This is a genomic window from Sphingomonas sp. MMS24-J45 (assembly GCF_044881195.1).
Taxonomy (GTDB): Bacteria; Pseudomonadota; Alphaproteobacteria; order Sphingomonadales; family Sphingomonadaceae; genus Sphingomonas.
Genome location: NZ_CP173255.1, coordinates 1,055,699 through 1,079,127, shown reverse-complemented (window position 1 = coordinate 1,079,127; position 23,429 = coordinate 1,055,699). Strand labels below are relative to the sequence as shown.

The following is a 23,429-nucleotide window of genomic DNA, read 5'->3' as shown; positions in this document are numbered from 1 at the left end:
GGCGCGTGCCTGGGCCACATCACGCTGATGTTACGTTCCCGTCTCGTTTTTGCTCTGCTTGCCGGTTCGGTGTCGCTCGCGTCCTGCACGGTCGGTCCCGATTACCGACCCGCGACCCCGGCCGCGCTCGGTGTGCCGGATGCCTATTCGGTCGCGGCGGACGCGCGCGCCCAGGCGGATCTGACGCGCTGGTGGACGAGCTTTAACGATCCGCTGCTGACCAGCATCGTCGAGCGCGCGCGGACCAACAATCTCGATGTTGCGCAAGCGGTCGCGCGGTTGCGCCAGGCACGCGAGTCGCTGGTGCAGTCGCGCGCGCAATTGCTGCCCACCGTCAGCGGCTCCGCTGGCTATACCCGATCGCAAAGCATCGTCGGGGGCGTCACCACGCTGCCGGGCGGGGCGACGGTCGTTACCGGGCGCGGATCGGGCGATACGCTGTCGGTCGGGCTCGACGTGCAATATCAGGTCGGGCTGTTCGGCGAAGTGCGCCGCACGGTTGAGGCGAGCCGCGCGCAATATGCCGCCTCTGGCTATGATTACGCCACCGTCCTGTTGTCGACCGAGGCGGAGGCGGCGCGCAATTACATGCTGGCACGGCTGTACCAGGCGCAGCTCGCCAACGCGCAGAATTCGCTGCGCCTGCAGGACGACAATCTGGAGATTGCGGGCTTCCGCGTGCAGGCCGGGCTGGTCTCCTCGCTCGATGCCGAGCAGGCGCGATCGCAGCGGGCGAGCACCGCCGCGACGATCCCGACGATCGAGCAGAATTACAATGCCGCAGTCGCCCGGCTGGGCGTGCTGACCGGACAGGCACCGGGTGCGCTGAAGGCCGAGATGGCGGCGGTGAAGGCGATCCCGATCGGGCCGGACAGCATCGCGGTCGGCGTGCCGATCGACACGCTGCGCCAGCGGCCCGACGTGCGATCGGCCGAGCGCACGCTCGCCGCCGCGACGGCGCAGATCGGCGTGGCGAAGGCGCAGCTTTACCCGGCGCTGGCGATCAGCGGCAGCCTGTCGACCGACGCGTCGAAGATCGGCAGTCTGTTCGAGACGATCGCGGGGCAGGCGTTCGCCGGGCTGACGCAGGCGATCTTCAACGGGGGGCGGCTGCGCTCCGCAGTGCGCGGGCAGGAAGCGGCGGCGGACAGCGCCCTAGCTGCGTACAAATCCACCGTGCTCGGCGGCCTTGAGGATGTCGAGAATGCGCTGGTCGCGCTCGACAGTGCCAAGCGCCGGGCCGAGCAATTCAGCATTGCGCTCGACGCCGCGAACAACACCGCGCTTCTGTCGCGCAGCCAATATCGTGCGGGTCTGACCGATTTCACCACGCTCAACACCGCGGAGAGCAGCTTGCTCACCGCGCGCAACGGCCTGGCGCAAGCGCAGTCCGACCGCGCGACCGCATTGGTGCAACTCTATCTCGCGCTCGGCGGCGGCTGGGACAGCGCCGCCGACCCGACCGCCCTCGTCACGCAGGAACGCTAAATGGCCGATCCCGTTCGTACCGATCTCAACGACTTTCTCGGCGCGAAGCCGGTGCCCGTGTGGCGGAAGTGGGCGAAATGGGCCGGCGTAGCGGTCGGCGTCGTGCTGCTGCTGTTGCTGCTGAAAAGCTGCTTCGGAAGCGCCGAAAAGCCGGACTATGCGACCGAGGCGGTAACGCGCGGGTCGCTGTCGGTAAGCGTGTCGGCAACGGGCAAGCTCGCGCCAACCAACCAGGTGCAGGTTGGCTCCGAACTGTCGGGTCTGGTCACCAAGGTGGTGGTCGATGTGAACGACCGCGTGACCAAGGGTCAGGCACTCGCGCTGATCGATCCCTCGCGCTTTCAGGATACGGTCAATCAAAGCGAGGCCGCGCTGAACGCCGCGGTGGCGACGGTCGCGCAGAATCAGGCGACGCTGGCGCAATCGCAAGCCCAGCTTGCGCGCCTGCAAGAGGTGAGCCGCCTGTCCGGCGGACGCGTGCCGGCCAAGACCGAGCTTGAACAAGCGATCGCCGACCGTGACCGCGCGGTCGCCAATCTCCGCGCTGCGCAGGCAAATGTCGTCTCCGCCCGCGCGACGTTGTCGTCGAACCAGACGCAGCTTGTGCGCGCGGTGATCCGCTCGCCCGTCAACGGCGTGGTGCTGGCGCGGCAGATCGAACCGGGCGCGACCGTCGCGGCAAGTTTCAACACGCCGACGCTGTTCGTCATCGCCGAGGATCTGTCGACGATGAAGCTGGAGGTCGCGATCGACGAAGCCGACGTGGGATCGGTCAAAGAAGGGCAGAGTGCGACCTTCACGGTCGATGCCTTCCCCGGCAAGACCTTCCCGGCATCGATCACGCGCGTCGATCTCGGATCGAACCTCAGCGCGCAATCGAGCACGACGACGACCACCAGCACCACCGGGCAGGTCGTGTCCTATGCGGCAACCTTGAGCGTCGCCAATGCCGATCTGCAATTGCGCCCCGGCATGACCGCGACCGCCGACATCACGACGTCGGCAAAGAATAACGTGCTGCTGGTGCCCAACGCCGCCTTGCGCTTCAAACCGAGCGGCGAGACGAAGTCCGGCGGCGGGATCGCCGTGGCGATCGGGCCGCCGCGCGTGCGGCGCGGTGCTGCCGGTGCCGACAAGGGCGTGAACGTCAAACGCGGTGGTACGCAGACGGTTTATGTCGCGGATGCGGACGGCAATCCAAAGCCGATCGACATCACCACTGGCGAGACCAATGGCGCGATGACCGAGGTGATCGGCGGCGCGCTGAAACCCGGCGACAAGGTCATCACCGGCGAGCTCGCCAAGGGGGCAAGTGCGAGTTCGGGCAGCGCGCGGCGGCGGTCATCCGGCGGGGCGGGCGGCGGTGGCCAGTAACGCACGCCTTGCCGCCGCGTCCAGCGTGGCCGCACCCGATGCGATCATCTCGCTGCGCGGGGTGACCAAGACCTATGGCACGGGGGCGACTGCGTTCCTGGCGCTAAAGGGCATCGATCTCGACATCGCGCAGGGTGACTTCGTTGCAGTGATGGGCGCGTCTGGATCGGGCAAATCGACCACGATGAACATTCTCGGCTGTCTCGACGTGCCGACCGGCGGGACGTTTCAGTTCAAGGGCGTGCATGTCGAGACGCTCGACCGCGACCAGCGCGCCTTGCTGCGCCGCAAATATCTCGGTTTCGTGTTCCAGGGGTTCAATCTGCTGGCCCGCACCACCGCGCTTGAAAATGTCGAGCTGCCTTTGCTCTATCGCGGTGACCCCAAAAAGGCGCGGCACGACGCGGCGATGGCGGCGCTCGACAAGGTCGGGCTGGCGGATTGGTGGGATCACACCCCGGCGGAGCTGTCGGGCGGGCAGCAGCAGCGCGTCGCGATCGCGCGTGCGATCGTTACCGCGCCCGCCGTGCTGCTGGCGGACGAGCCGACCGGCAACCTCGATTCGGAACGTTCGGTCGAGATCATGGAATTGCTCCGCGGATTGAACCGCGACAGCGGGATTACCGTGTTGATGGTGACGCACGAACCGGAAATGGCGGCCTTTGCGCGCACCATCGTGCATTTCAAGGATGGGCTGGTCGAGCGGATCGAGACGGGGGAATCCCCCTCCCGCCTGCGGGAGGGGCTAGGGGAGGGGATGTCTGCGAAAAACGCCCGTTCTGAACAGGCCCTCCCCCGACCCCTCCCGCAAGCGGGAGGAGAGTAAGTCATGCTCGGCACCACCTTCCTTCTCGCGATCCGTTCGATCGCGCGGCATAAATTGCGTTCGGTGCTGACCGCGCTCGGGATCATCATCGGCGTGGCCGCGGTCGTCTCGATGGTGACGCTGGGCAAGGCGACCACGGCGGCGGTGCAGCAATCGATCGCCTCGCTTGGCACCAACATCCTGCAGATCCGCCCCGGCCAGGGTTTCGGTCGCGGTGGCGGTGGGCCGCGTCCGCCCGATTTCAAACCGTCCGATGTCGATGCGATCGCGCGGCAGGTGGCGGGCGTCACCGCCGTCGCCGCGCAGGCACAGGCGACCGCGACCGCGATCTATGAAGGTGCCAATTGGTCGACCACGATCAACGGCACCACCAACGGCTATTTCGACGTGCAGCCCTGGCCGTTGACGAGCGGCCGCGCCTTCACGCCGATCGAGGAGGCGTCGGGCAAATCGGTGTGCATCATCGGCAATACGGTGGCGAAAAATCTATATCACGGCGAAGCGCCAGTCGGCACGCGGATGCGGATCGGTGCGATCAGTTGCGACGTGATCGGCGTGCTCAGCACGCGCGGGCAATCGGGCTTTGGCGGCGATCAGGACGATGTCGTGATCATGCCAATCAAGGCGGTGCAGCGCCGCTTCACCGGCAACCGCGACATCCGCCTGATCCTGGTCGGCGTCGACAAGGCGTTTGCGAGCAGCACGGTGCAGGACTCGATCGAGGATCTGCTGCGCGAACGGCGCAACATCACCCAGGGCAAGGACGACGATTTCTTCGTCTTCGACACCAAGCAGATCAATGACACGCTGACCGGCGCGACCACCGCACTGACCAGCATCGTGACGGCGGTGGCGGCGATCAGCCTGATCGTGGGCGGGATCGGGATCATGAACATCATGCTCGTCTCGGTGACCGAGCGCACGCGCGAAATCGGCATCCGCCTCGCGATCGGCGCGGTGGCGAGCGAGGTGCTGCTGCAATTCCTGGTCGAGGCGATCGCGCTGTCGATGCTTGGCGGGCTGCTCGGGCTGGTGCTGGCGCAAGGCGTGATCCTGGCGCTCGTGCCGGTGCTGAAGGTGACCTATCTGTTCGATTTGCAGATCAATCTGATCGCCTTTGCCATTTCGGCGCTGATCGGCGTGGTGTTCGGCTTCTTCCCGGCACGCCGCGCCGCCTCACTCAACCCGATCGACGCACTCCGCCACGAATAGCGGCGCGGAAGGGCAGGAAGAAGAGGTTTGCCCGCTTGCGCGCGGAGGGGCTGGCGGGCAGACGCGTTCCATGACCAGCTGGAAACTGAGCCTGCCCTGCACTCGCGCCGAGGCGGAGGCAATCGATGCGTCGGACGATGTCGCAGAGGGCATGGTGCTGATGACCACCGAGCTGGAAGAGGACGACCGCGAGCACTGGCGGCTCGACGCCTATCTGGAAGCCGAACCCACGCCCGAGACGATCGCCGCGCTTCTCGCGCTGGTGCCGAGCGCTGGCGCGGCTGCGCCGGTGATCGAGCGGCTCGACGATGCCGATTGGGTGACGATGAGCCAGCAGGGACTCGAGCCGATCGCCGAGGGGCGCTTCGTGGTGCATACCTCGGCGCACCCGGTGACCCCGCCGCCGGGCGGCCGCGCTTTCCTGATCGAGGCGGGGCAGGCGTTCGGGACCGGGCATCACGCGACGACTTCGGGGTGTCTGGCGATGCTCGATGCGCTGTCGGGCGAGCGCTTCGACAGCATCATCGACGTCGGCACGGGCACCGGTCTGCTCGCCTTTGCCGCGCGGCATTTGTGGCCGGATGCGGCCGTGATCGCGACCGACATCGACCCGCGCGCAATCGTCGTGACTGCGGAGAACGCCGCGCTGAACGCGATCGAAGGCGTCGATCTGATCGTCGCCGATGGTGCGCTGGACGACGGCATCACCGCGCGGGCGCCCTATGATCTCCTGATCGCCAACATCCTGGCCGGGCCGCTCGTCTCGATGGCCCCGGAAATCGCGGCGATCGCCGCGCCCGGGGCGACGATCGTGCTGGCTGGGTTGCTGGAAACGCAGCGCGCCGACGTGGTTGCGGCGTTCGAGGCGTGCGGCTGTGCGATGAACGAAGTCGACCGGCGCGGCGACTGGTCGATCCTGCGGCTGACGGCGGGGACGGAACGCTACGTGCCGACCAAGCCGATCGATCCCAAGGGCCGCGACGGGTGGGCGCTGGATTTGTAGGCGCTTAGTTGGCGGTCGGCTGCCACCCGTCCACTTCCGCTCTCAGCGAAGCGACGAACGAATTGTAGATGACCTTGGCGCGGCCCAGACCGGCCTGTCCGCGCCCACGGTCGTCGATCGGAAGCTCCCCGCGAACGCCGAAGCCGTCCCGCAGAAATTCGCGATCATCGTAGCGCGTCTTGAAGGCGTTCAGGAAATTACGACAGTCCGTCGCAATATCGGCGCGCTGCTGGAAATCGAGCGTGCCGAGCGCGCCATCTACCGCGGCCCGCAACGCCTTAACGCTACCGAACGTGTCGTCAGCAATCCGTTGCGACAGAAAGGCCTGCAAGTGCGGCCAGTGTTCCTCACCCAAGGCCCAACGCTCGCGCTCGGCCCTGCTCACCCCTTTGCCAACGCATAAGCCTGCGTCCCCAGCGTCAGCACTTCATCCTCCGGCAGCACCGTCGCGACCGGCACATCCGGCAACCCTGCCAATTCCGCATAGAGCGGCGCGAAATCGGTCTCGACCGTCAGCCGCAGCAGCTCATCGAAGCTCGGAATGACGAAATAATTCTGCTGGAAATCGTCGATGCGGTACTCAGTGCGCATCACGCGCTTCAGGTCGAACGCGATGCGGTTGGGGCTGGGGTCGTCCAGCGCAAAGCGGCTTTCGGCGAAGCTCGACACGATGCCCGAGCCATAGATGCGCAAGCCCTCGGGCTCGGCGATCAGGCCGAATTCGACCGTGTACCAGTACAGCCGCCCGAGATATTTCAGCGCATCCAGCCCCAGCGCGCGCTGCCCGCCGCGGCCATAGGCGGCCAGATAATCGGCGAAGACCGGGTCGGCGAGCATCGGGACGTGCCCGAACACGTCGTGGAACACGTCGGGTTCCTGCAGATAATCGAGCTGGTCGGGCCGACGAATGAAATTGCCCGCGACGAAGCGGCGGTTGGCCATGTGATCGAAGAACACGTCGTCCGGCACCAGCCCCGGCACTGCGACGACTTGCCAGCCAGTCAGTTTCATCAGCCGCTCCGACAGTTCGTCGAAATCGGGGATGCCGGGCTTGCTGAGCTTGAGCACATCGAGCCCGCGCAAATACGCATCCGATGCGCGACCGGGCAGCAATTTCGCTTGCCGGGCGAACAAAGTGTCCCACACGGCATGTTCTTCGGGCGTGAAATGGCCCCAATCCTGTGGAATCGTCCAATCGGCGGACGCACCCTCGGGCGGGCGGTCCAGAACATGCGTATCATCGGCCATGACCTTAGCCTATCATAGCTGCACTGCGGCAGGAACCAGGTTGCGAATGAAACCACCGTCTAAACGATTGCTCGCCGTGGAAGTGCCGCGCGGTGCTTACGGCCTCGCCACGCTCGCCTTCTCGCGATCGATGCTGGCGCGCGGGCCGCGCGGCGATGGGCGGCCGGTGCTGCTGCTGCCCGGCCTGTTCAACAGCGATCGTTCGAACGTCTTTCTGCGGCGCTATCTCGCCTCGCTTGGCTATCGAGCCGAGGGGTGGGGCATGGGGCGCAACCTCGGTGCGCGGGTGATCGGCACGCAGGGCGAGCGGTTGATCGAGCGGGTGCGCCAGATGCGCGATGCCTCGGGCGAACCCGTAACGCTGATCGGGGTCAGCCTGGGCGGGATCATGGCGCGCTTCGTCGCGCACCGCGCGCCCGATCTGGTGCGCGAGGTCATCACGATCAGCTCGCCGTTCGCCGGCACCCCGCGCGCGACCAATGTGTGGCGCGCGTTCGAGGCGCTGACCGGCGAGCGGATCGACGCGCCGGAGGTCGTCGCGCGATCTGCGATGATCGCGCAACCGATGCCAGTGCCGACCACCGCGATCTGGAGCCGCAGCGACGGGCTGGTCAACGGCATGATCTGCCACGATGACGATGCCCGATCGGTGGAGGTGCGCAGCAGCCACCTCGGCGTCCAGGTGCGGCCGCAGGTCTTGCTGGCGGTGGCGGAAGTGTTGGGGGGCGCTGTTTGAGATTAGCCGCTGTCCGAATCCCTATCCGTCACCCCGGCCTTGTGCCGGGGTCCACCAAGCGGCTTGGCGATATCCTGGCATTTAAATCACAGCCCTCGCGGCACGGTGGCCCCGGCACAAGGCCGGGGTGACGATATCCTGCTGATTCAGCGATCCGCCCGATACCCCTCATACCGCTCGCAATCGTCGCGCTTGTGCTGGCGGCATTCCTTTTCCCACTTCTTGCGCTCGGCACCTTCGCGTTCCTCGGCCTTGCGCATCTTGCGGCCGTAGTTGCGGTCGGCCTCGGACTGGCTCGTCGTGCTCCAATCGACCGCCTTGCCCGCAGCCTTCGCCGGCAGCGTGACGACATCGACCGCGGCCTTGGCGAGACAGCCGCCGCTCAGCGCAGGAAGCAGCAAGACGGCGGCGATCAGGGCTTTGCGATTCATCCCGGGACCTTCCTCTTCGCGCGCCATGCGGTCCGCGCTTCCACCCCGATATACGCGAAGTCGGTGAAGAAACCGTCGACGCCAAGATCGAGGAAGCGATCGATCTCCTCGGTCAGGCGACCGTGGACGGCTGGATCGGTGCCGGTGCGCAGGCTCGGCGGCAGGAACATGTTTTCGGCACGGAAGGTCCAAGGGTGGAGCCGGAGGCCCACCGCGTGCGCGTCCGCAACCAGCGTGGACGGCGCGGCGTCCCCCTTCTGGATCATGTCCTTGTTGGGGCCGATGCCGTACGCATAGGCCGCCACCGCCTTCAGGCCAGCAGGCGTCGCCATCGCGGCATAGCTTGGTGCGGCACCGTCCGGGGGCGCACCGTCTGCATCCATCAATTGGATCAGGCGCAGCCCGGTCATGCCGTGCAGCCGTTTGAGGTTGTCGACCTCGAACGACTGGATGAACACCGGGTCGCTTGGTTTCGACCAGCCCGCCGCCTTCAGTTCCGCGACCAGCCGCGCCTCCATCGGATGGCCGATCTTGGCGAAGTAGCTCGGATGCTTGGTCTCGGGATAGATGCCGACATGATGCTTCTTCGCCAGCGCGATCACCTCGGCGAGCGTCGGCACCTCGAACTGACCGTCATATTTGGTATTGTCGGGGCGCAGCCTGGGCAGCCGCTCGACCGCGCGCAGCGTCTTCAATTCGGCGAGCGTGAAATCCTCGGTGAACCAGCCGACATGCTTCTGGCCGTCGATCACCTTTTCGGTCCGGCGCGCGGCGAATTCGGGGTGGTTGGCGACGTCGGTGGTGCCGGTGATGTCATTCTCGTGCCGCGCGACGAAGACGTCGTCCTTGGTCAACACCAGATCGGGTTCGATGAAATCGGCACCCTGTTCGATCGCCAAGGTATAGGATGCGATCGTATGTTCGGGCCGCAGCCCGCTGGCGCCGCGGTGCGCGATCACGATCGGTGGGGTAAGTGCTTGCGACATCGGCACAGTCTGCGCCGAAGCGGCACCGGATGCCAGAGCGAGCGTCATCCCCAGGACATTTCGCTTGCGCAAGGATCGCGGAAAAAGTCTCATACTGCCACCTATCCAGGGAAACCGAACGCACACGACCGCGTTACCCCAATCTCACAGGAGCCGCGATCCCCATGCACTTCACCATCAACGGCACGGTTCACGAGGCCGACCCCGATATCCGCGCGTCGCTGCTCGACGTGTTGCGCGAACATGTCGGACTGACCGGCACCAAGAAGGGCTGCGACCACGGCCAATGCGGCGCGTGCACGGTCCTGGTGAACGGTCGTCGGATCAATTCCTGCCTCACGCTGGCGGTGATGCATCAGGACGATGACATTTTAACGATCGAAGGCATCGGCAGCGCGGACAATCTGCATCCGCTGCAGGCGGCCTTCGTCAAGCATGACGGATATCAGTGTGGATATTGCACGCCGGGGCAGATTTGTTCGGCGATGGGGATGCTGGACGAGGTCAAGAAGGGCTGGGCGAGCCATGTCAGCGACGATCTGACCGCGGTCAGCCTGGACGAGCACGAGATTTCGGAGCGAATGAGCGGCAATCTCTGCCGTTGTTCCGCCTATCCCAACATAGTCGATGCGATTTCGGAAGTGGCTGGCGCATGAAGACCTTCGATTATGCGCGGGCGGAAAGCCCCGAGGCGGCGGTCGCGGCGGGCGGTCGCTTCATCGCTGGCGGCACCAATCTGCTCGATCTGATGAAATTGCAGATCGAGACGCCGGAGAAACTGGTCGATATTTCGCGGCTCGACCTGGCGCAGGTCGAGCGGCGCGACGATGGCGGGCTGACGATCGGCGCGCTGGTGCCGAACAGCGATCTGGCCGCCAACGACCATGTCGTGGCGGACTATCCGGTGCTCGCTCGCGCCTTGCTGGCGGGTGCATCGGGGCAGCTGCGCAACAAGGCCTCGACCGGCGGCAATCTGCTGCAGCGGACGCGCTGCTATTATTTCTACGACACGGCGATGGCGTGCAACAAGCGCGCGCCGGGTTCGGGCTGTTCGGCGATCGGCGGGTTCAACCGCATCCTCGCGATCCTCGGTACCAGCGAGCAGTGCATCGCGACGCACCCCAGCGACATGGCGGTGGCGATGCGCGCGCTCGACGCAACGATCGTGACGCTGCAACCCGGCGGCGACCGGCGGCGGATTTCGATCCACGATTTCTATCGCCTGCCGGGCGACACGCCGCATATCGAAACCGTGCTGCAGCCGGGCGAGTTGATCACGCATATCGAACTGCCGCCCGCGCCCGCTGGCAAGCAGTCATACCGCAAGGTGCGCGACCGCGCGTCCTACGCTTTCGCTTTGGTCTCGGTCGCCGGAATCGTCTCGGTCGAGGACGGCAAGATCGCCTCTGCATCGCTCGCGTTCGGCGGCTTGGGGCCGATGCCATGGCGTGATGCCGCGGTCGAGGCTGCGCTGGTCGGGCAGGAACCGACCGATGTGACCTTTGCGGCGGCGGCCGATGCGTTGCTCGCCCATGCCAAAGGCTACGGCTCGAACGATTTCAAAATCCCGCTCACCCGGCGCGTGCTGACCGCCGTGCTGCGCGAGCTGACCGGAGCGTCGACATGAGCACCACCAACGCCCTGACGATGGACAAGCCGACGCCGTCGAGCCTGCTCGATACGGCCACGCAAGGCATTATCGGCAAGGGTATCGACCGGGTCGAGGGGCCGCTCAAGGTTTCGGGCAGCGCGACCTACGCCGCCGAACATGCGATCGACAATCTCGCATACGGCGTGCTGGTCGGCAGTAAGGTGGCGCGCGGCAAGATCGTGTCGGTCGATGCCGAGGGCGTGCTGAGCCTGCCCGGCGTGATCGACGTGGTGACCGATTTCGCCACCTTCGCACGCAATCCGCAGCAGGGTGGGGAGACCGAAGCCCCGACGCAAGGCGTCGAGGACGTGCACTATTTCGGCGAAATCGTCGCGATCGTACTGGCCGAGAGTTTCGAAGCCGCGCGCGGTGCCGCGCAGCAATTGCACATCGAATATGACGAGGCCGAGGGCCGCTTCGATTTCGAGGCGCTGAAAAGCGAGGCGGAAAAGCCGGGCGCCGAAAACCAGGTGCCGATCCACTTTTCCGAAGGCGATATCGATGCCGCTATGGCCGATGCCGCAGTCGCGATCGACGTGACCTATACCACGCCCAGCCAGAACAGCGCGGCAATGGAGCCGCACGCCTCGATCGCGGTGTGGGACGATACCGGCGCGTTGACGCTGTACGGATCGTACCAGATGCCGACCTCGGACGCGCAGCAGCTCGCCAAGGCGCTGGGTCTCAGCCAAAAAAAGGTGCGGATCGTCGCGCCCTATATCGGCGGCGGGTTCGGGTCGAAGCTCGGCATCGCGCCGGAATCGGTCGCGGCGGCGATAGCGGCGCGGTCGCTCGGGCGTCCTGTCAAGGCGGTGATGGCACGCCAACAGGTCTTCGACGCGACCGTGCGCCGTTCGAACACCGAACAGCGGATGCGGCTGGGTGCCGACGCAAACGGCAAGCTGGTCGCGCTGGGGCACGACATCCTGACCAGCAATTTGCCGGGCGAGGACTATTACGAACCGTGCGGGATCGGCACGCATTTCGCGTACGCGGCGCCGAATTGGCATATTGATCACGACATTGTGCGGCTCGATTGGCTGCTGTCCGGCTCGATGCGCGCGCCCGGCGAGGCCTCGGGGATGTTGGCGCTGGAGTGCGCGATGGACGAATTGGCCGAGGCGGCGGGGATCGACCCGATTGAGTTGCGCCGGATCAACGAACCGGACAGCGACCCCGATACGCAGGCGCCCTTCTCGACGCGGCAATTGCTGCGCTGTCTGGACGAAGGCGCTGGTAAGTTCGGCTGGGACAAACGCGGCAAGGCGGGCACGGTACGCGAGGGCGAATGGCTGATCGGCCTTGGCGTCGCGGCGGCGGTGCGCGGCAATATGTTGCAGGAATCCTCGGCGCGCGTAACACTGACTGCAGGCGGTCAGGCGATCGTCGAAAGCGCGATGACGGATATCGGCACGGGTTCCTACACCATCCTGGCGCAGATCGCCGCCGAACTGCTCGGTCTGCCGATCGAGCGCGTGACGGTGAAGCTCGGCGACACCGACATGCCGCCTGCAGCAGGTTCGGGCGGGTCGTGGGGTGCGGCGTCGAGCGGATCGTCGGTCTATCTCGCGTGCGAAGCGATCCGTAAGCAGATTGCCAAGGCGATGAAGGTCGATTCCGAAGCGCTGACCTTGAAGGACGGCGAGGCGATCGCCGACAATCGCAAGGTGTCGCTCGCCTCGCTCGCCGGGGACGACGGGATCGTCGCCACCGGGACCATTGCGCCGGGCAAGCAGGAAAAGGCGACCAAGCAGGCGAGCTATGGCGCGCATTTTGCCGAAGTGGCGTTGAATGCGGTGACCGGCGAGGTGCGCGTGCGCCGGATGCTCGGCGTATTCGCGGCAGGACGCATCCTCAATGAAAAGACCGCGCGCTCGCAATGCCTGGGCGGCATGACGTTCGGAATCGGCGCCGCGCTGACCGAGGATTTGATCCACGATCCGCGCAACGGCAAGCTCGTCAATCGCGACCTTGGCGAATATCACGTGCCGGTGAATGCCGACGTGCCGCAGCAGGAGGTCGTGTTTCTGGAAGAACGCGACGTGCACGCCAACCCGATCCACGCCAAGGGGATCGGCGAGCTGGGTATTTCAGGCGCGGGCGCGGCGATTGCCAACGCGGTGTACAACGCCACTGGCGTGCGCGTGCGCGACTACCCACTTACGCTGGACAAGATTTTGGATGGCCTGCCCGCGGTGTAAGCGGGCACGCTAGGGGGGCGGATGATCTATGGCCGAATTCAAGATGGACGCCGAACACCCCGGCCTCGCGATGGATCGCGGGGTGCAGGCGGTGCTGGGCGCGGGGCTGAACCGGAGCGAAGGCGCGCTGAAGGTCAGTGGCTTGGCGCGTTATGGCTATGAGCACCGCGTCGAAGGGCAGGTGGCCTATGGCTACCTGATTACCGCACCCGCCGCGAAGGGGACGGTGACGAGTTTCGACGATGCGGCCGCGCGAGCGGTGCCCGGCGTTATCGACGTCATCCTCGATGACCCCCGCATTCCGCGCCAGGCGGCTGCCTTCGGTCCGGCGCACGCCGGCAACGAGGCGATCGACCATTGGGACCAGGTCGTCGGAGTCGCCATCGCCGAAAGTTTCGAGGCGGCGCGGGAAGCGGCCAAGGCAGTGGTGGTGCATGTCACGCCCGAACCGGCCGTGTTCGACACCATGGCCAATGTCGCGCACGCCAGCGGCCCGCCCAAGGACTCGCGCCTGCAGGACGTTGCCAAGGGCGACATCGAGGCGGCGATGGCCGCGGCCCGCGCCTCGGGCGGGGTGACGATCGATCAGGTCTATACCACACCCAACCAGGTCCATGCCGCGATGGAACCGCACGCCTCGATCGCGGTGTGGGACGGCGACCGGCTGACGCTGCATTCCAGCCTGCAGATCCTGAATGTGGCGAAGCAGGTGCTGGCCAAGGCGGTCGGCATCCCGGCCGACAAGGTGCGCATCCTCTCGCCCTATATCGGCGGCGGGTTTGGATCGAAGATGCTCGGGCCCGAGGCGGTGCTCGCCGCTATCGCAGCGCAGAAGATCGGCCGCCCGGTCAAGATCGCGATGGCGCGTGCGCAGCTGTTCCACAACGTCTATCGCCGCACCGACACGCACCAGCGCATCCGCCTCGCGGCCGACAAGGACGGCAAGCTGACCGCGCTCGGGCATGACAGTGTAGTGAGCCAATGCCCCGATGGCGGTTTCATGGAGCCGGTCGCCTTGGGATCGCTGTCGCTCTACGACGCGCCGGTCCGCCATTTCAGCCACAAGGTCGTGACGCTCGACATGGTGATGGCGGGTGCGGTGCGCGCGCCGGGCGAGGCGGTCGGCACGCTCGCGCTCGAAACCGCGATCGATGAGATGGCCGAGGCACTGGGCCGCGATCCGATCGATTTCCGCAAGTTGAACGAACCTGCGATCGATCCGCTGACCGGCGCGCTCTTTTCGACGCGCGCGCTGGTCGAGTGTATGGATCAGGGGGCAGAGGCGTTCGGCTGGGCGCATCGTGCCGCAACCCCGGGTCAACGGCGCGAGGGCGAATGGCTGATCGGCATGGGCATGGCCGCGGCGGTGCGGATCAACCTGCTGGTCGATTCGGAGGCGCGGGTCACGCTGAAAAGCGATGGCCGCGTGCTGGTCGAAACCGACATGACCGACATCGGCACCGGCACCTATACGATCCTGGCGCAGATCGCAGGCGAGGCGCTGGGCGTGCCGGTCGAGCAGATCGACGTGGTGCTGGGCGATACCGATCTGCCGCCGGGTGCGGGATCGGGCGGATCGTTCGGCGCGGCGAGCGCGGGGTCGTCGGTCGCGCTGGCGTGCGAGGATATCGTCGCGGTGCTGGCCGATCGGATGGGCGCGGCGGCGGAGGACATGACGCTGAAGGACGGCCACGCGGTTGCGGGCAATCGCCGCGTTCCGCTCGGCGAGCTGGTCGGTGCCGAGGCGCTGGTCGGCAAGGGCAAGATCTCGCAAGGATCGAACGCCAAGACCTTCAGCCAGGCCGCACACGGCGCGCAATTCGCCGAGGTCGCGGTCAACGCGGTGACCGGCGAAGTGCGCGTGCGGCGGATGCTCGGCGTGTTCGAGGCGGGCCGCATCCTCAACGCCAAGCTGGCGCGCAGCCAGGCGATCGGCGGGATGATCTGGGGGATCGGCTATGCGCTCATGGAGGATGCCGTACTCGATCAGCGCCACGGCCAGTTCGTCAATCACGATCTGGGCGAATATCACATTCCTTCCCACGCCGACGTGCCGCCGCTGGACGTGCTGTTTGTCGAAAAGATCGACCATCACGCCAATCCGATCGGGGTGAAGGGGCTCGGCGAATTGTCGATCTCGGGCGCGGGCGCGGCGGTGACCAACGCGATCTATAACGCCTGCGGCGTGCGTGTGCGGGACTTTCCGCTGACGCTGGACAAGGTGTTGGCCGGGTTGCCGGAGGTGTGACGCAATTCTCCCCTCCCTGAAAGGGAGGGGCAGGGGGTGGGTCGGCTCGTGGAGAGTTCGACGCCGCCTCAGACCAACCCACCCCCAACCCCTCCCTTCCAGGGAGGGGAGGAAGAGAGCTTATGCCCGATAACGACACCGTCCTGAACGCCGCGCGCACCTGGAAGGGCGAGCCGCTCGCGCTCGCCACCGTGGTCTCTACCTGGGGATCGGCGCCGCGCCCGCGCGGCAGCCATATGCTGGTCCACGCCGATGGCCGCTTTGAAGGATCGGTGTCGGGCGGCTGCGTCGAGAGCGACATCCTCGCCACTGCGGCGCAGGTGATCGCCGGTGCGCCGTTTCAGCTCAAGAATTACGGCGTCGCCGATGCGGCGGCCTGGGAAGTCGGCCTGCCATGCGGCGGCGAGATTGCGGTGCTGGTCCAGCCAGTGTCGGCCGAAGGGTTCGACCCCGAACTGTTCGACCGCATCGCCGAGGCGCAGGCTGGGGGCAGGGCACTGACCGTGACCACCGATCTCGGCACCGGGCAAAGCTCGCTCCGCCCGATCGAGGGGGCGGCGTTCGTCAATCGCTACGATCCGCCGCGCCGCTTGCTGATCGTCGGCGCGGTGCAGATTGCGCAGGCGCTCGCTGGCCTCGCGCGCGAACTCGGCATCGCGACGACGGTGATCGACCCGCGCGCGCGTTTCCTGACCGAGGAGCGGTTTCCCGGCGTGACGCTTGACGATCGCTGGCCCGATGAGGCGGTCGAGGCGTTCGATCCCGGTCTCGCCAGCGCAGTGGTGACATTAAGCCACGACACCAAGATCGACGATCCCGCGCTGATCGCCGCGCTCGCCCGCCCGACGGCCTATGTCGGTGCGCTCGGATCGCGCCGCAGCCACGCCGCGCGGCGCGAGCAACTCGCAGCGGCGGGGGTGGCGGAGGCCGATCTCGACCGGATCGACGGCCCGGTCGGGTTGGACATCGGCGCGGTCGGCCCCGCCGAAATCGCGCTGTCGATCGCCGCCGCGATGGTCGCCGCGTTCAACCGCAAGTCTTGAGCGGATGATCGCACCCGAGGAGTGCGTCCTGGTGCTGCTCGCGGCGGGGCGGTCCGAGCGCTTCGGTGCGGCCGACAAATTGCAGGAAGATTTCCTGGGCCAGCCGCTTGCCTTCCACATCGTCACCGCGCTGGAGACCATGCCGTTCAAAGCGCGCATTGCGGTGTGCTCGAACACCGATCTCGATTTTGGTGCCCGTGGCTACATCGTGTTGCAGAACGGCGCGCCGGAGGACGGCATGTCGGGTTCGGTCGTGCTTGGCGTTGCGGCGGCGCGGGCGCTGGGGTGCGAAGCAGTCGTGATCGCGCTCGCCGATATGCCGCGCGTCACTGCTGCGCATGTCACGCACTTGCTGGGCGCCTTTGAGGGGCCAGACAGCGTCGTCGCGTCAAGCAACGGCGCGCACCATACCCCGCCCGCGGTATTTGGCGCCGGGCATTTCGACACGCTGACGAAGCTTCAAGGCGATGCCGGTGCGCGCGACCTGATCCGCGCCGGCCGCCACGTGATCGCGCCAGGGGCGGAATTGCTCGATATTGACCGGCCCGAAGATCTGGAGCGCTTGCGGGCGTTGGTTTAGCGCACGTAGCTCGCGCCATTCACGTCGAGCACCGCCCCCGTCATCGACTCCGGCGCATCGAGCGCCAGGAAGCGCGCGATCGTCGCGACTTCGTCCGGGTGCGCGACCCGGCCGAGCGGGATGTCGGCGAGCAGTTTTTCGCCGTCGCGGCTCGCCAGATAGTCCTCGGCCATGCCGGTCATCGTGAAGCCGGGGCACACCGCGAAAGCTAAGATGCCGTCCGCGGCATAGCCGCGTGCGATCGACTTGGTCATTGCGACCATCCCCGCCTTGGACGCGGCATAATGCCAATGCTGTGGCGAATCGCCGCGATAGGCCGCACGGCTCGCGATGTTGACGATCCGCCCGCCGGATTCGCGCCCCTGCCAGTGCAGCACGGCGAGGCGGCACAATTCGGCCGAGGCGGTCAGGTTGATGCGCATCGTGCGCTCCCACCCTGCGACCCAGGCGGCGTCGTCGCAGTCAATCGGGTTGGCGTCGAACACGCCGGCATTGTTGATCAGCACGTCGATCCGCCCGTCGAGCCGGTCGAGTGCCGCATCCCACAGCGCGCGCGGTGCGGCAGGATCGGCAAAGTCGGAGGCGAGCGCGGATGCGCCGCCAATGGTGGCCTGGCCGACGATCGTCGCGCCCGCCGCTTCCAGGGCAGCGAACGTCGCTGCCCCAATGCCGCGCGAGGAGCCGGTGAGGAGGATGTTGGTCATGGGTGAGGCTTAGCGCGCGCCAGCACCGCGCGCTACCGACTCCCCTAAGCCGCGACGCTCGCTGAAAACGTATCCGCTGCGTTCTTCAGGCTGCCCAGCCGATCGTCGACCTCGCCGAAATCGTGCTCCAGCGTATCGATCTCGGCTGCGACATGTTCGGTATCCTCGCGGATCGCGGTGATCGTATTCGACATCGAATCGGCGGCGAGCGCGGTTTCATCGACTGCGGCGGTGATCGCGGTGACGGTTTGCGCCTGCGCCTCCATCGCGAAGCGAATCCGGTCGGCGCTTTCCTGCACTTCGGCGACGGTCGATTTGATCGAGGCATTGGTTTCTACGGTCGATCGCGTCGCCGATTGGATCGCCGCGATCTTGGCGGCGATGTCGTCGGTTGCGCGCGCAGTCTGGTTAGCGAGGGACTTCACTTCCTGCGCCACCACGGCAAAACCGCGCCCGGCATCCCCAGCGCGCGCCGCCTCGATCGTGGCGTTGAGCGCGAGCAGATTGGTCTGCCCGGCAATGTCGCGAATCAGGCCCAGGATCGATTCGATCGATTTGGCATGGTCGCTCAACGCCTCCGACATGCCGACCGCAGCCCCCGCTTGGGCCGAGGCGCGCGTGGCGATCTCGGTCGCGGCTTCCACCTCGCCGCGCGCATCCTCGATCGCGCGGATCAGGCCGGCGGCGGTCTGCGCCGCTTCGCGCATCGCCATCGCCGATTGTTCGGCCGCAGCGGCGACTTCGGTGGTCTTGCCGATCATCCCGCGGGCCGATCGCGCGGCGCCTTGCGCCTGCACGCGGATGCGGTTGCCAAGCGCGGCAGTGCCCTCGATCGAGGTGGCAATCTTGTCACTGAAATCGGCCGAGCGTGCGCGGCGTTCGGCACGCGCCTGTTCGGCATCGCGCGCGCCGAGATGCGATGCCATTACGTCCGCCTCAACCAGGCCGAGCCGCTGCACCGCATCGGCCAGCGCGCGCATCCGTGGCGACCCGACCCCGAGCTTCGCTTCGATCGTCTTCAGCGTGCGGCTGTGCGCGAAGCTGAGCGACGACAGCAGAGCGGGCAGGGGAATGCCCGCCTTCTGCGAATCGGCGGCGTGGCGATTGGCCATGCGCATCCAATCGTCGTCCAGCGCGTCGGCATATTTGGCGCGAGTATATTTGGCGCTGTGGGCAACGCGGGTCGCCTTGTAATCCGGCGTGAAGAAGGGGCGGATATGCGCGCTGACCGGCAGCGACAGATAATGGTCCCAGAACGCGCCCGCGATCTCGGCTTCGTGTCCTTCGATCAATGCAGCGATTTCGACCGAGGCGGCGGCGATGCTGCCGTCCCAATCATATTCGCGCACGCGCTGCGCCGCCGTGCGGTTTTCCCCGCTCCAGCCCCCCAATATTGCGCTCTCCTGCGCCATGTCTTTTCCCCTTCAAGGGTTATGCGGCAACCTTGGCGACGAACTCGCTGGCGCTATTCTTGAGCAGACCAAGCTTATGATCGAGTGAATCGAAGCCGCGGCCGACATGGTCGATTTCGGAAGCGACGGTTTCGGTATCCTCGCGGATCGCAGTGATCGTGCTCGACATCGAATCGGCGGCGAGGGCGGTTTCGTCGACCGCCGCCGTGATGGCGGTGACGGTCTGCGCTTGTGCTTCCATCGCATAGCGGATGCGATTGGCGCTTTCCTGCACCTCGGCCACGGTCGATTTGATCGAGGCGTTGGTCTCGACCGTCGACCGGGTAGCGGACTGGATCGCAGCGATCTTTGCGGCGATGTCGTCGGTCGCACGTGCAGTCTGGTTGGCGAGGCTCTTCACCTCCTGCGCCACCACCGCGAAGCCACGCCCGGCATCGCCAGCGCGCGCCGCCTCGATCGTCGCGTTGAGCGCGAGCAGATTGGTCTGCCCGGCAATGTCGCGAATCAGGCCGAGGATCGATTCGATCGATTTGGCATGGTCGCTCAGCGTGTCGGACATGCCGACTGCGGCACCCGCCTGCGATGCTGCGCGAGTCGCGATTTCGGCGGCGGCCTCGACTTCGGTGCGCGCATCCTCAATCGCGCGAATCAGCCCGGCGGCGGTCTGTGCGGCTTCACGCATCGCAACCGCAGATTGTTCGGCGGCGGCGGCGACTTCGCTGGTCTTGCCCAGCATCCCGCGCGCCGAGGTCGAGGTCTTGACCGATTGGCCGCGCAGCACTTCGGATTCCTGCGTCGCCTGTTCGACCGTCGCGGCGATGCCTTCACGGAAATCGGTCGCCAGCCGGTCGCGCTCGCCCTGCGCGGTATAGGCGCGGAAGGCGTTGTAGATTTCGACGGTGATTTCGGCTTCGAGGCCGGTAAGGCGCATCACCGTATCGATGAACACCGGCAGGCGCGGATCGTCGCCCTTCACGCGTTTGAACAAGATGTCGAGTGCGGCGCGGTCGCTGGCGCAGGTCATCGACAGCAAGGCCATAGTCGAGACCCCGGCCTTATAACCCGAGGCTACAGACCGCTCCATCGATTCGACCCAGAGACGCCCGGACACGTCGCAGAAGCGATTGCGCAAATACGTCACGCCCAGTTCGACCATCTTGGCTTCTTCGTGCGGCTGCCAGCTTTGTTCGCCCGGGCTGGCGCGCTTCCACTGCGCCCAGAAGGCAAGCGCGATCTCGCCCGCATCGGGTTCGAGCACGCTCCACACCTCGCGCGCGGCCGATTCCAGCGTATTGTCGAAATCGAACGCGCGAAGCCGCGCGCGGATATCGATCGTCGCGGCAACCATGCCGGGGGCGGGCAGCGTGTTGGTCAAGGCGAAACTCCGTGTCGATGCCGCGCGGCTCAGCGTCCGCGCGGTTCGGCCACAGGACTAACGGGATTTGGTTAACGCTGCGTAAGCGTGCGTGCCGTGCAACTGCGCTTATCCGCTACAAACCTTGCATCATGATGCGCGCCGATTAAGAGGGCGGCACACATCCCACGATCACCCATGAGGACGCATTCGCCTTGGCCAGTCCCAGCAGCACCCGAGCCCGCCCCGCCCGCCCGCTCAGCCCGCATTTGTCGATCTGGAAACCGGGGCCGGCGATGGTCGTCTCGATCCTCCACCGCATCACCGGCGACGGCATGGCGACGGTCGGCACGGTCGTGCTGGTCTGGTGGCTCGCGGCGATTTCGGGCGGCGCGGCAAGCTATGCGACCTTCCAGCATGTCTTCATGGAGCTGTGGGGCGGCGCGATCGGCTATCTCTTCGGCATCGGCCTGACGCTGTCCTTCTTTCAGCATCTCGCGACCGGTATCCGGCACTTCGTGCTCGATGTCGGCGCGAATTACGAATTGAAGAGCAATCGCGCGGGATCGATCGCGACGATGGTCTTCTCGGTCCTGGCAACCGCGGCCTTCTGGGCCTATCTGGTATTGGTGAAGTAAGATGGGCAACGGAACCGAACTCGGCCGCGTCCGCGGTCTCGGCAGTGCCAAGGAAGGCACGCATCACTGGTGGTCGCAACGCGTGACCGCGGCGTCGAACCTGTTCCTGATGGTATGGTTCTTCATCGCGATCGCCCGGCTTCCGGCGTATGATTACGAAACCGTGCGGACGTGGTTGGCGTCGCCCTGGGCGGCGGTGCCGATGCTGCTGCTGATCGTCTCGGTCTTCTATCACTTCCGGCTCGGGCTGCAGGTGCTGATCGAGGATTATCAGAAGGATACCAGCCGCGTCGTGCTGCTGCTCGCGCTCAACTTCTTCACCGTTGGCACTGCTGCCATCGCCATTTTCGCGATCCTCAAGGTCGCCTTCACCGTTACCGGAGCCGCACATGGCTGAGGCCTATAAGATCATCGACCATACCTATGACGCCGTCGTCGTCGGTGCCGGCGGTTCCGGCTTGCGCGCGACGATGGGGATCGCCGAGGCGGGCCTGAAAACCGCCTGCATCACCAAAGTCTTTCCGACCCGCAGCCACACCGTTGCAGCACAAGGCGGCATTGCCGCGTCGCTCGGCAACAATTCGCCCGACCATTGGTCGTGGCACATGTACGACACCGTCAAGGGCTCCGACTGGCTCGGGGACCAGGACGCGATCGAATATATGGTGCGTGAGGCACCTGCCGCCGTGTACGAGCTGGAGCACGCCGGCGTGCCGTTCAGCCGCAACGAAGACGGCACGATCTATCAGCGCCCGTTCGGCGGCCACATGCAGAACATGGGCGAAGGCCCGCCGGTGCAGCGCACCGCCGCCGCCGCCGACCGGACCGGCCACGCGATGCTTCACGCTTTGTATCAGCAGAGCCTGAAGTATGACGCCGATTTCTACATCGAATATTTCGCGCTCGACCTGATCATGGAAGACGGCGTGTGCCGTGGCGTGATCGCTTTGTGCATGGACGACGGATCGATCCACCGCTTCCGCGCGCACAAGGTCGTGCTGGCGACCGGTGGCTATGGCCGCTGCTATTTCTCGGCGACCTCCGCGCACACTTGCACCGGCGACGGCAATGCGATGGTGCTGCGCGCAGGGCTCCCGCTGCAGGACATGGAGTTCGTGCAGTTCCACCCGACCGGCATTTACGGCGCGGGCGTGCTGATCACGGAAGGCGCGCGCGGCGAGGGCGGGTACCTCACCAACAGCGAGGGCGAGCGCTTCATGGAGCGCTATGCTCCCTCGGCCAAGGACCTCGCCTCGCGCGACGTCGTGTCGCGGTCGATGGCGCTGGAAATGCGCGAAGGCCGCGGCGTCGGCAAGAATGGCGACCATATCTGGCTCCACCTCGACCATATCGACCCGAAGGTGCTTGCCGAGCGGCTTCCGGGCATCACCGAGACCGGCAAGATCTTCGCGGGCGTCGACCTGACGCGCCAGCCTTTGCCCGTCACGCCGACGGTGCATTACAATATGGGCGGCATCCCGACCAATTATCATGGTGAGGTCGTCCAGATGAAGGACGGCAACCCCGATGCGGTCGTCCCCGGCCTCTTCGCGGTGGGTGAGGCGGCGTGCGTTTCGGTGCACGGCGCGAATCGTCTCGGCTCGAACTCGCTGATCGATCTGGTGGTGTTCGGCCGCGCGACCGGCTTGCGGATCAAGGATACACTCAAGCCCAACACGCCGCACAATCCGTTGCCCAAGGGTTCGGAGGAAATGGCGCTCGCTCGGCTCGACACGTTCCGCAACGCCAAGGGCGGCACACCGACCGCGCAGATCCGCCTGGAAATGCAGCGCACGATGCAGAAGAATTGCGCGGTGTTCCGCGACAATGCGCTGCTCACCGAAGGCGTCGCCGCGATCGAGGCGACCTACAAGAAGCTTGGCGACGTTGCCGTCGCCGATCGCTCGCTGATCTGGAACACCGATCTGGTCGAGACGCTCGAGCTCGACAATCTGCTGGCCCAGGCGATGGTCACGATGCAGTCGGCGGCAAACCGCAAGGAATCGCGCGGCGCGCATGTGAACGAGGATCATCCTGACCGCGACGATGCGAACTGGATGAAACACACCACCGCGACCTTCACCGGTTGGGGCGGCAAGGGCGGCAAGGTCGAAATCGGCTACCGCCCGGTGCACGATTACACGCTCACCGACGACGCGGAGTATATCAAGCCGAAGAAGCGGGTTTACTGATCCGGAAAGAGGGCCGCGCATCCATCGGGCGGCCCTCACGGCCCGAACCTGGTCTGCGCCCGGCCCTCCGCTTGACACATTCCGTGCAACGCACAGGATGGT

21 protein-coding genes and 1 pseudogene are annotated in these 23,429 nt (G+C 66.0%); 15 read left to right on the top strand and 7 right to left on the bottom strand.

Features of this window, described 5'->3' with window-relative positions; genetic code table 11:
* Positions 1-27 precede the first annotated feature (27 nt).
* The 5 genes and pseudogenes from AB5I39_RS05440 (at position 28) to AB5I39_RS05420 (ending at position 5,903) form a co-directional block, all read left to right on the top strand.
* Positions 28-1,488 carry an efflux transporter outer membrane subunit gene (locus tag AB5I39_RS05440; protein WP_404374022.1) on the top strand — a complete coding sequence of 487 codons (1,461 nt, stop codon included), beginning with the start codon at positions 28-30 and terminating at the stop codon, positions 1,486-1,488.
* On the top strand, positions 1,489-2,862 hold the full coding sequence (locus AB5I39_RS05435; RefSeq protein ID WP_404372168.1) for an efflux RND transporter periplasmic adaptor subunit: 1,374 nt from the start codon (positions 1,489-1,491) through the stop codon (positions 2,860-2,862).
* 25 nt (positions 2,863-2,887) lie between these two features.
* Positions 2,888-3,583, top strand: a pseudogene (locus AB5I39_RS05430) (ABC transporter ATP-binding protein); the annotation flags it as partial.
* A 108-nt stretch (positions 3,584-3,691) separates the two neighbouring features.
* Positions 3,692-4,900, top strand: coding sequence for an ABC transporter permease (locus AB5I39_RS05425; RefSeq protein ID WP_404372165.1), 1,209 nt, complete (start codon positions 3,692-3,694; stop codon positions 4,898-4,900).
* A gap of 70 nt (positions 4,901-4,970) precedes the next feature.
* A complete protein-coding gene (locus AB5I39_RS05420) occupies positions 4,971-5,903 on the top strand; it encodes a 50S ribosomal protein L11 methyltransferase (RefSeq protein ID WP_404372162.1) in 933 nt (310 codons plus the stop codon).
* A gap of 4 nt (positions 5,904-5,907) precedes the next feature.
* Here the strand turns inward: AB5I39_RS05420 and AB5I39_RS05415 are convergent, their stop codons facing one another.
* Both AB5I39_RS05415 and phhA read right to left on the bottom strand, forming a co-directional pair.
* Positions 5,908-6,288 carry a hypothetical protein gene (locus AB5I39_RS05415; RefSeq protein WP_404372160.1) on the bottom strand — a complete coding sequence of 127 codons (381 nt, stop codon included), beginning with the start codon at positions 6,286-6,288 and terminating at the stop codon, positions 5,908-5,910.
* Positions 6,285-7,151, bottom strand: coding sequence for a phenylalanine 4-monooxygenase (gene phhA / locus AB5I39_RS05410; RefSeq protein ID WP_404372157.1), 867 nt, complete (start codon positions 7,149-7,151; stop codon positions 6,285-6,287). The genes AB5I39_RS05415 and phhA overlap by 4 nt, the downstream gene beginning before the upstream one ends.
* 46 nt (positions 7,152-7,197) lie before the next feature.
* Here phhA and AB5I39_RS05405 point away from each other — a divergent pair, with 46 nt between their 5' ends.
* A complete protein-coding gene (locus tag AB5I39_RS05405; protein WP_404372154.1) occupies positions 7,198-7,887 on the top strand; it encodes an esterase/lipase family protein in 690 nt (229 codons plus the stop codon).
* 146 nt (positions 7,888-8,033) lie between these two features.
* Here AB5I39_RS05405 and AB5I39_RS05400 read toward each other — a convergent pair whose 3' ends face one another.
* Positions 8,034-8,318 carry a hypothetical protein gene (locus tag AB5I39_RS05400; protein WP_404372152.1) on the bottom strand — a complete coding sequence of 95 codons (285 nt, stop codon included), beginning with the start codon at positions 8,316-8,318 and terminating at the stop codon, positions 8,034-8,036.
* Positions 8,315-9,352: a glycerophosphodiester phosphodiesterase gene (locus AB5I39_RS05395; RefSeq protein WP_404372149.1), complete on the bottom strand. Its 1,038-nt coding sequence runs from the start codon at positions 9,350-9,352 to the stop codon at positions 8,315-8,317. The genes AB5I39_RS05400 and AB5I39_RS05395 overlap by 4 nt, the downstream gene beginning before the upstream one ends.
* A 116-nt stretch (positions 9,353-9,468) precedes the next feature.
* Between AB5I39_RS05395 and AB5I39_RS05390 the strand changes: the two genes are divergently transcribed.
* From AB5I39_RS05390 to AB5I39_RS05365, 6 genes are all read left to right on the top strand, one after another.
* Positions 9,469-9,960, top strand: coding sequence for a 2Fe-2S iron-sulfur cluster-binding protein (locus AB5I39_RS05390; RefSeq protein ID WP_404372146.1), 492 nt, complete (start codon positions 9,469-9,471; stop codon positions 9,958-9,960).
* The gene (locus AB5I39_RS05385) at positions 9,957-10,931 is read left to right on the top strand and encodes an FAD binding domain-containing protein (protein WP_404372143.1); all 975 of its coding nucleotides are present in this window, start codon (positions 9,957-9,959) and stop codon (positions 10,929-10,931) included. Before AB5I39_RS05390 ends, AB5I39_RS05385 begins: the two co-directional genes overlap by 4 nt.
* Positions 10,928-13,156: a xanthine dehydrogenase family protein molybdopterin-binding subunit gene (locus tag AB5I39_RS05380; RefSeq protein ID WP_404372140.1), complete on the top strand. Its 2,229-nt coding sequence runs from the start codon at positions 10,928-10,930 to the stop codon at positions 13,154-13,156. Before AB5I39_RS05385 ends, AB5I39_RS05380 begins: the two co-directional genes overlap by 4 nt.
* Before the next feature lie 28 nt (positions 13,157-13,184).
* Positions 13,185-15,404 carry a xanthine dehydrogenase family protein molybdopterin-binding subunit gene (locus AB5I39_RS05375; protein WP_404372137.1) on the top strand — a complete coding sequence of 740 codons (2,220 nt, stop codon included), beginning with the start codon at positions 13,185-13,187 and terminating at the stop codon, positions 15,402-15,404.
* Between the two features lie 122 nt (positions 15,405-15,526).
* Positions 15,527-16,447 carry an XdhC family protein gene (locus AB5I39_RS05370; RefSeq protein ID WP_404372134.1) on the top strand — a complete coding sequence of 307 codons (921 nt, stop codon included), beginning with the start codon at positions 15,527-15,529 and terminating at the stop codon, positions 16,445-16,447.
* Between the two features lie 4 nt (positions 16,448-16,451).
* Entirely contained in the window at positions 16,452-17,027 is a 576-nt protein-coding gene (locus AB5I39_RS05365; protein WP_404372132.1) for an NTP transferase domain-containing protein, read from the top strand.
* Here AB5I39_RS05365 and AB5I39_RS05360 read toward each other — a convergent pair.
* From AB5I39_RS05360 to AB5I39_RS05350, 3 genes are read right to left on the bottom strand one after another with little or no spacing between them, the layout of a single operon-like run.
* Positions 17,024-17,731 carry an SDR family NAD(P)-dependent oxidoreductase gene (locus AB5I39_RS05360; RefSeq protein WP_404372129.1) on the bottom strand — a complete coding sequence of 236 codons (708 nt, stop codon included), beginning with the start codon at positions 17,729-17,731 and terminating at the stop codon, positions 17,024-17,026. The two genes, AB5I39_RS05365 and AB5I39_RS05360, sit on opposite strands and share 4 nt — an antisense overlap.
* A gap of 44 nt (positions 17,732-17,775) precedes the next feature.
* On the bottom strand, positions 17,776-19,143 hold the full coding sequence (locus AB5I39_RS05355; protein ID WP_404372126.1) for a methyl-accepting chemotaxis protein: 1,368 nt from the start codon (positions 19,141-19,143) through the stop codon (positions 17,776-17,778).
* A 19-nt stretch (positions 19,144-19,162) separates the two neighbouring features.
* Positions 19,163-20,506, bottom strand: coding sequence for a methyl-accepting chemotaxis protein (locus AB5I39_RS05350; RefSeq protein WP_404374020.1), 1,344 nt, complete (start codon positions 20,504-20,506; stop codon positions 19,163-19,165).
* Between the two features lie 206 nt (positions 20,507-20,712).
* Here AB5I39_RS05350 and sdhC point away from each other — a divergent pair, with 206 nt between their 5' ends.
* Genes sdhC through sdhA form a run of 3 tightly spaced genes read left to right on the top strand, consistent with a single transcriptional unit; the run spans position 20,713 to position 23,327 of the window.
* Positions 20,713-21,135 (top strand): succinate dehydrogenase, cytochrome b556 subunit, encoded by a 423-nt coding sequence (sdhC, locus tag AB5I39_RS05345; protein ID WP_404372124.1) that lies wholly within the window; start codon positions 20,713-20,715, stop codon positions 21,133-21,135.
* A gap of 1 nt (position 21,136) precedes the next feature.
* A complete protein-coding gene (sdhD, locus tag AB5I39_RS05340) occupies positions 21,137-21,532 on the top strand; it encodes a succinate dehydrogenase, hydrophobic membrane anchor protein (RefSeq protein ID WP_404372121.1) in 396 nt (131 codons plus the stop codon).
* Entirely contained in the window at positions 21,525-23,327 is a 1,803-nt protein-coding gene (gene sdhA, locus AB5I39_RS05335; RefSeq protein WP_404372119.1) for a succinate dehydrogenase flavoprotein subunit, read from the top strand. Before sdhD ends, sdhA begins: the two co-directional genes overlap by 8 nt.
* The last annotated feature ends 102 nt before the right edge of the window (positions 23,328-23,429 follow it).

What these genes read in the sequence shown, in the direction of transcription:
- AB5I39_RS05440 (WP_404374022.1), top strand. Translation starts at nt 28, where the DNA reads ATGTTACGTTCCCGTCTCGTTTTTGCTCTGCTTGCCGGTTCGGTGTCG.
- AB5I39_RS05435 (WP_404372168.1), top strand. Translation starts at nt 1,489, where the DNA reads ATGGCCGATCCCGTTCGTACCGATCTCAACGACTTTCTCGGCGCGAAG.
- AB5I39_RS05425 (WP_404372165.1), top strand. Translation starts at nt 3,692, where the DNA reads ATGCTCGGCACCACCTTCCTTCTCGCGATCCGTTCGATCGCGCGGCAT.
- AB5I39_RS05420 (WP_404372162.1), top strand. Translation starts at nt 4,971, where the DNA reads ATGACCAGCTGGAAACTGAGCCTGCCCTGCACTCGCGCCGAGGCGGAG.
- phhA (WP_404372157.1), bottom strand. Translation starts at nt 7,151, where the DNA reads ATGGCCGATGATACGCATGTTCTGGACCGCCCGCCCGAGGGTGCGTCC.
- AB5I39_RS05405 (WP_404372154.1), top strand. Translation starts at nt 7,198, where the DNA reads ATGAAACCACCGTCTAAACGATTGCTCGCCGTGGAAGTGCCGCGCGGT.
- AB5I39_RS05400 (WP_404372152.1), bottom strand. Translation starts at nt 8,318, where the DNA reads ATGAATCGCAAAGCCCTGATCGCCGCCGTCTTGCTGCTTCCTGCGCTG.
- AB5I39_RS05395 (WP_404372149.1), bottom strand. Translation starts at nt 9,352, where the DNA reads ATGACGCTCGCTCTGGCATCCGGTGCCGCTTCGGCGCAGACTGTGCCG.
- AB5I39_RS05390 (WP_404372146.1), top strand. Translation starts at nt 9,469, where the DNA reads ATGCACTTCACCATCAACGGCACGGTTCACGAGGCCGACCCCGATATC.
- AB5I39_RS05385 (WP_404372143.1), top strand. Translation starts at nt 9,957, where the DNA reads ATGAAGACCTTCGATTATGCGCGGGCGGAAAGCCCCGAGGCGGCGGTC.
- AB5I39_RS05380 (WP_404372140.1), top strand. Translation starts at nt 10,928, where the DNA reads ATGAGCACCACCAACGCCCTGACGATGGACAAGCCGACGCCGTCGAGC.
- AB5I39_RS05375 (WP_404372137.1), top strand. Translation starts at nt 13,185, where the DNA reads ATGGCCGAATTCAAGATGGACGCCGAACACCCCGGCCTCGCGATGGAT.
- AB5I39_RS05370 (WP_404372134.1), top strand. Translation starts at nt 15,527, where the DNA reads ATGCCCGATAACGACACCGTCCTGAACGCCGCGCGCACCTGGAAGGGC.
- AB5I39_RS05365 (WP_404372132.1), top strand. Translation starts at nt 16,452, where the DNA reads ATGATCGCACCCGAGGAGTGCGTCCTGGTGCTGCTCGCGGCGGGGCGG.
- AB5I39_RS05360 (WP_404372129.1), bottom strand. Translation starts at nt 17,731, where the DNA reads ATGACCAACATCCTCCTCACCGGCTCCTCGCGCGGCATTGGGGCAGCG.
- AB5I39_RS05355 (WP_404372126.1), bottom strand. Translation starts at nt 19,143, where the DNA reads ATGGCGCAGGAGAGCGCAATATTGGGGGGCTGGAGCGGGGAAAACCGC.
- sdhD (WP_404372121.1), top strand. Translation starts at nt 21,137, where the DNA reads ATGGGCAACGGAACCGAACTCGGCCGCGTCCGCGGTCTCGGCAGTGCC.
- sdhA (WP_404372119.1), top strand. Translation starts at nt 21,525, where the DNA reads ATGGCTGAGGCCTATAAGATCATCGACCATACCTATGACGCCGTCGTC.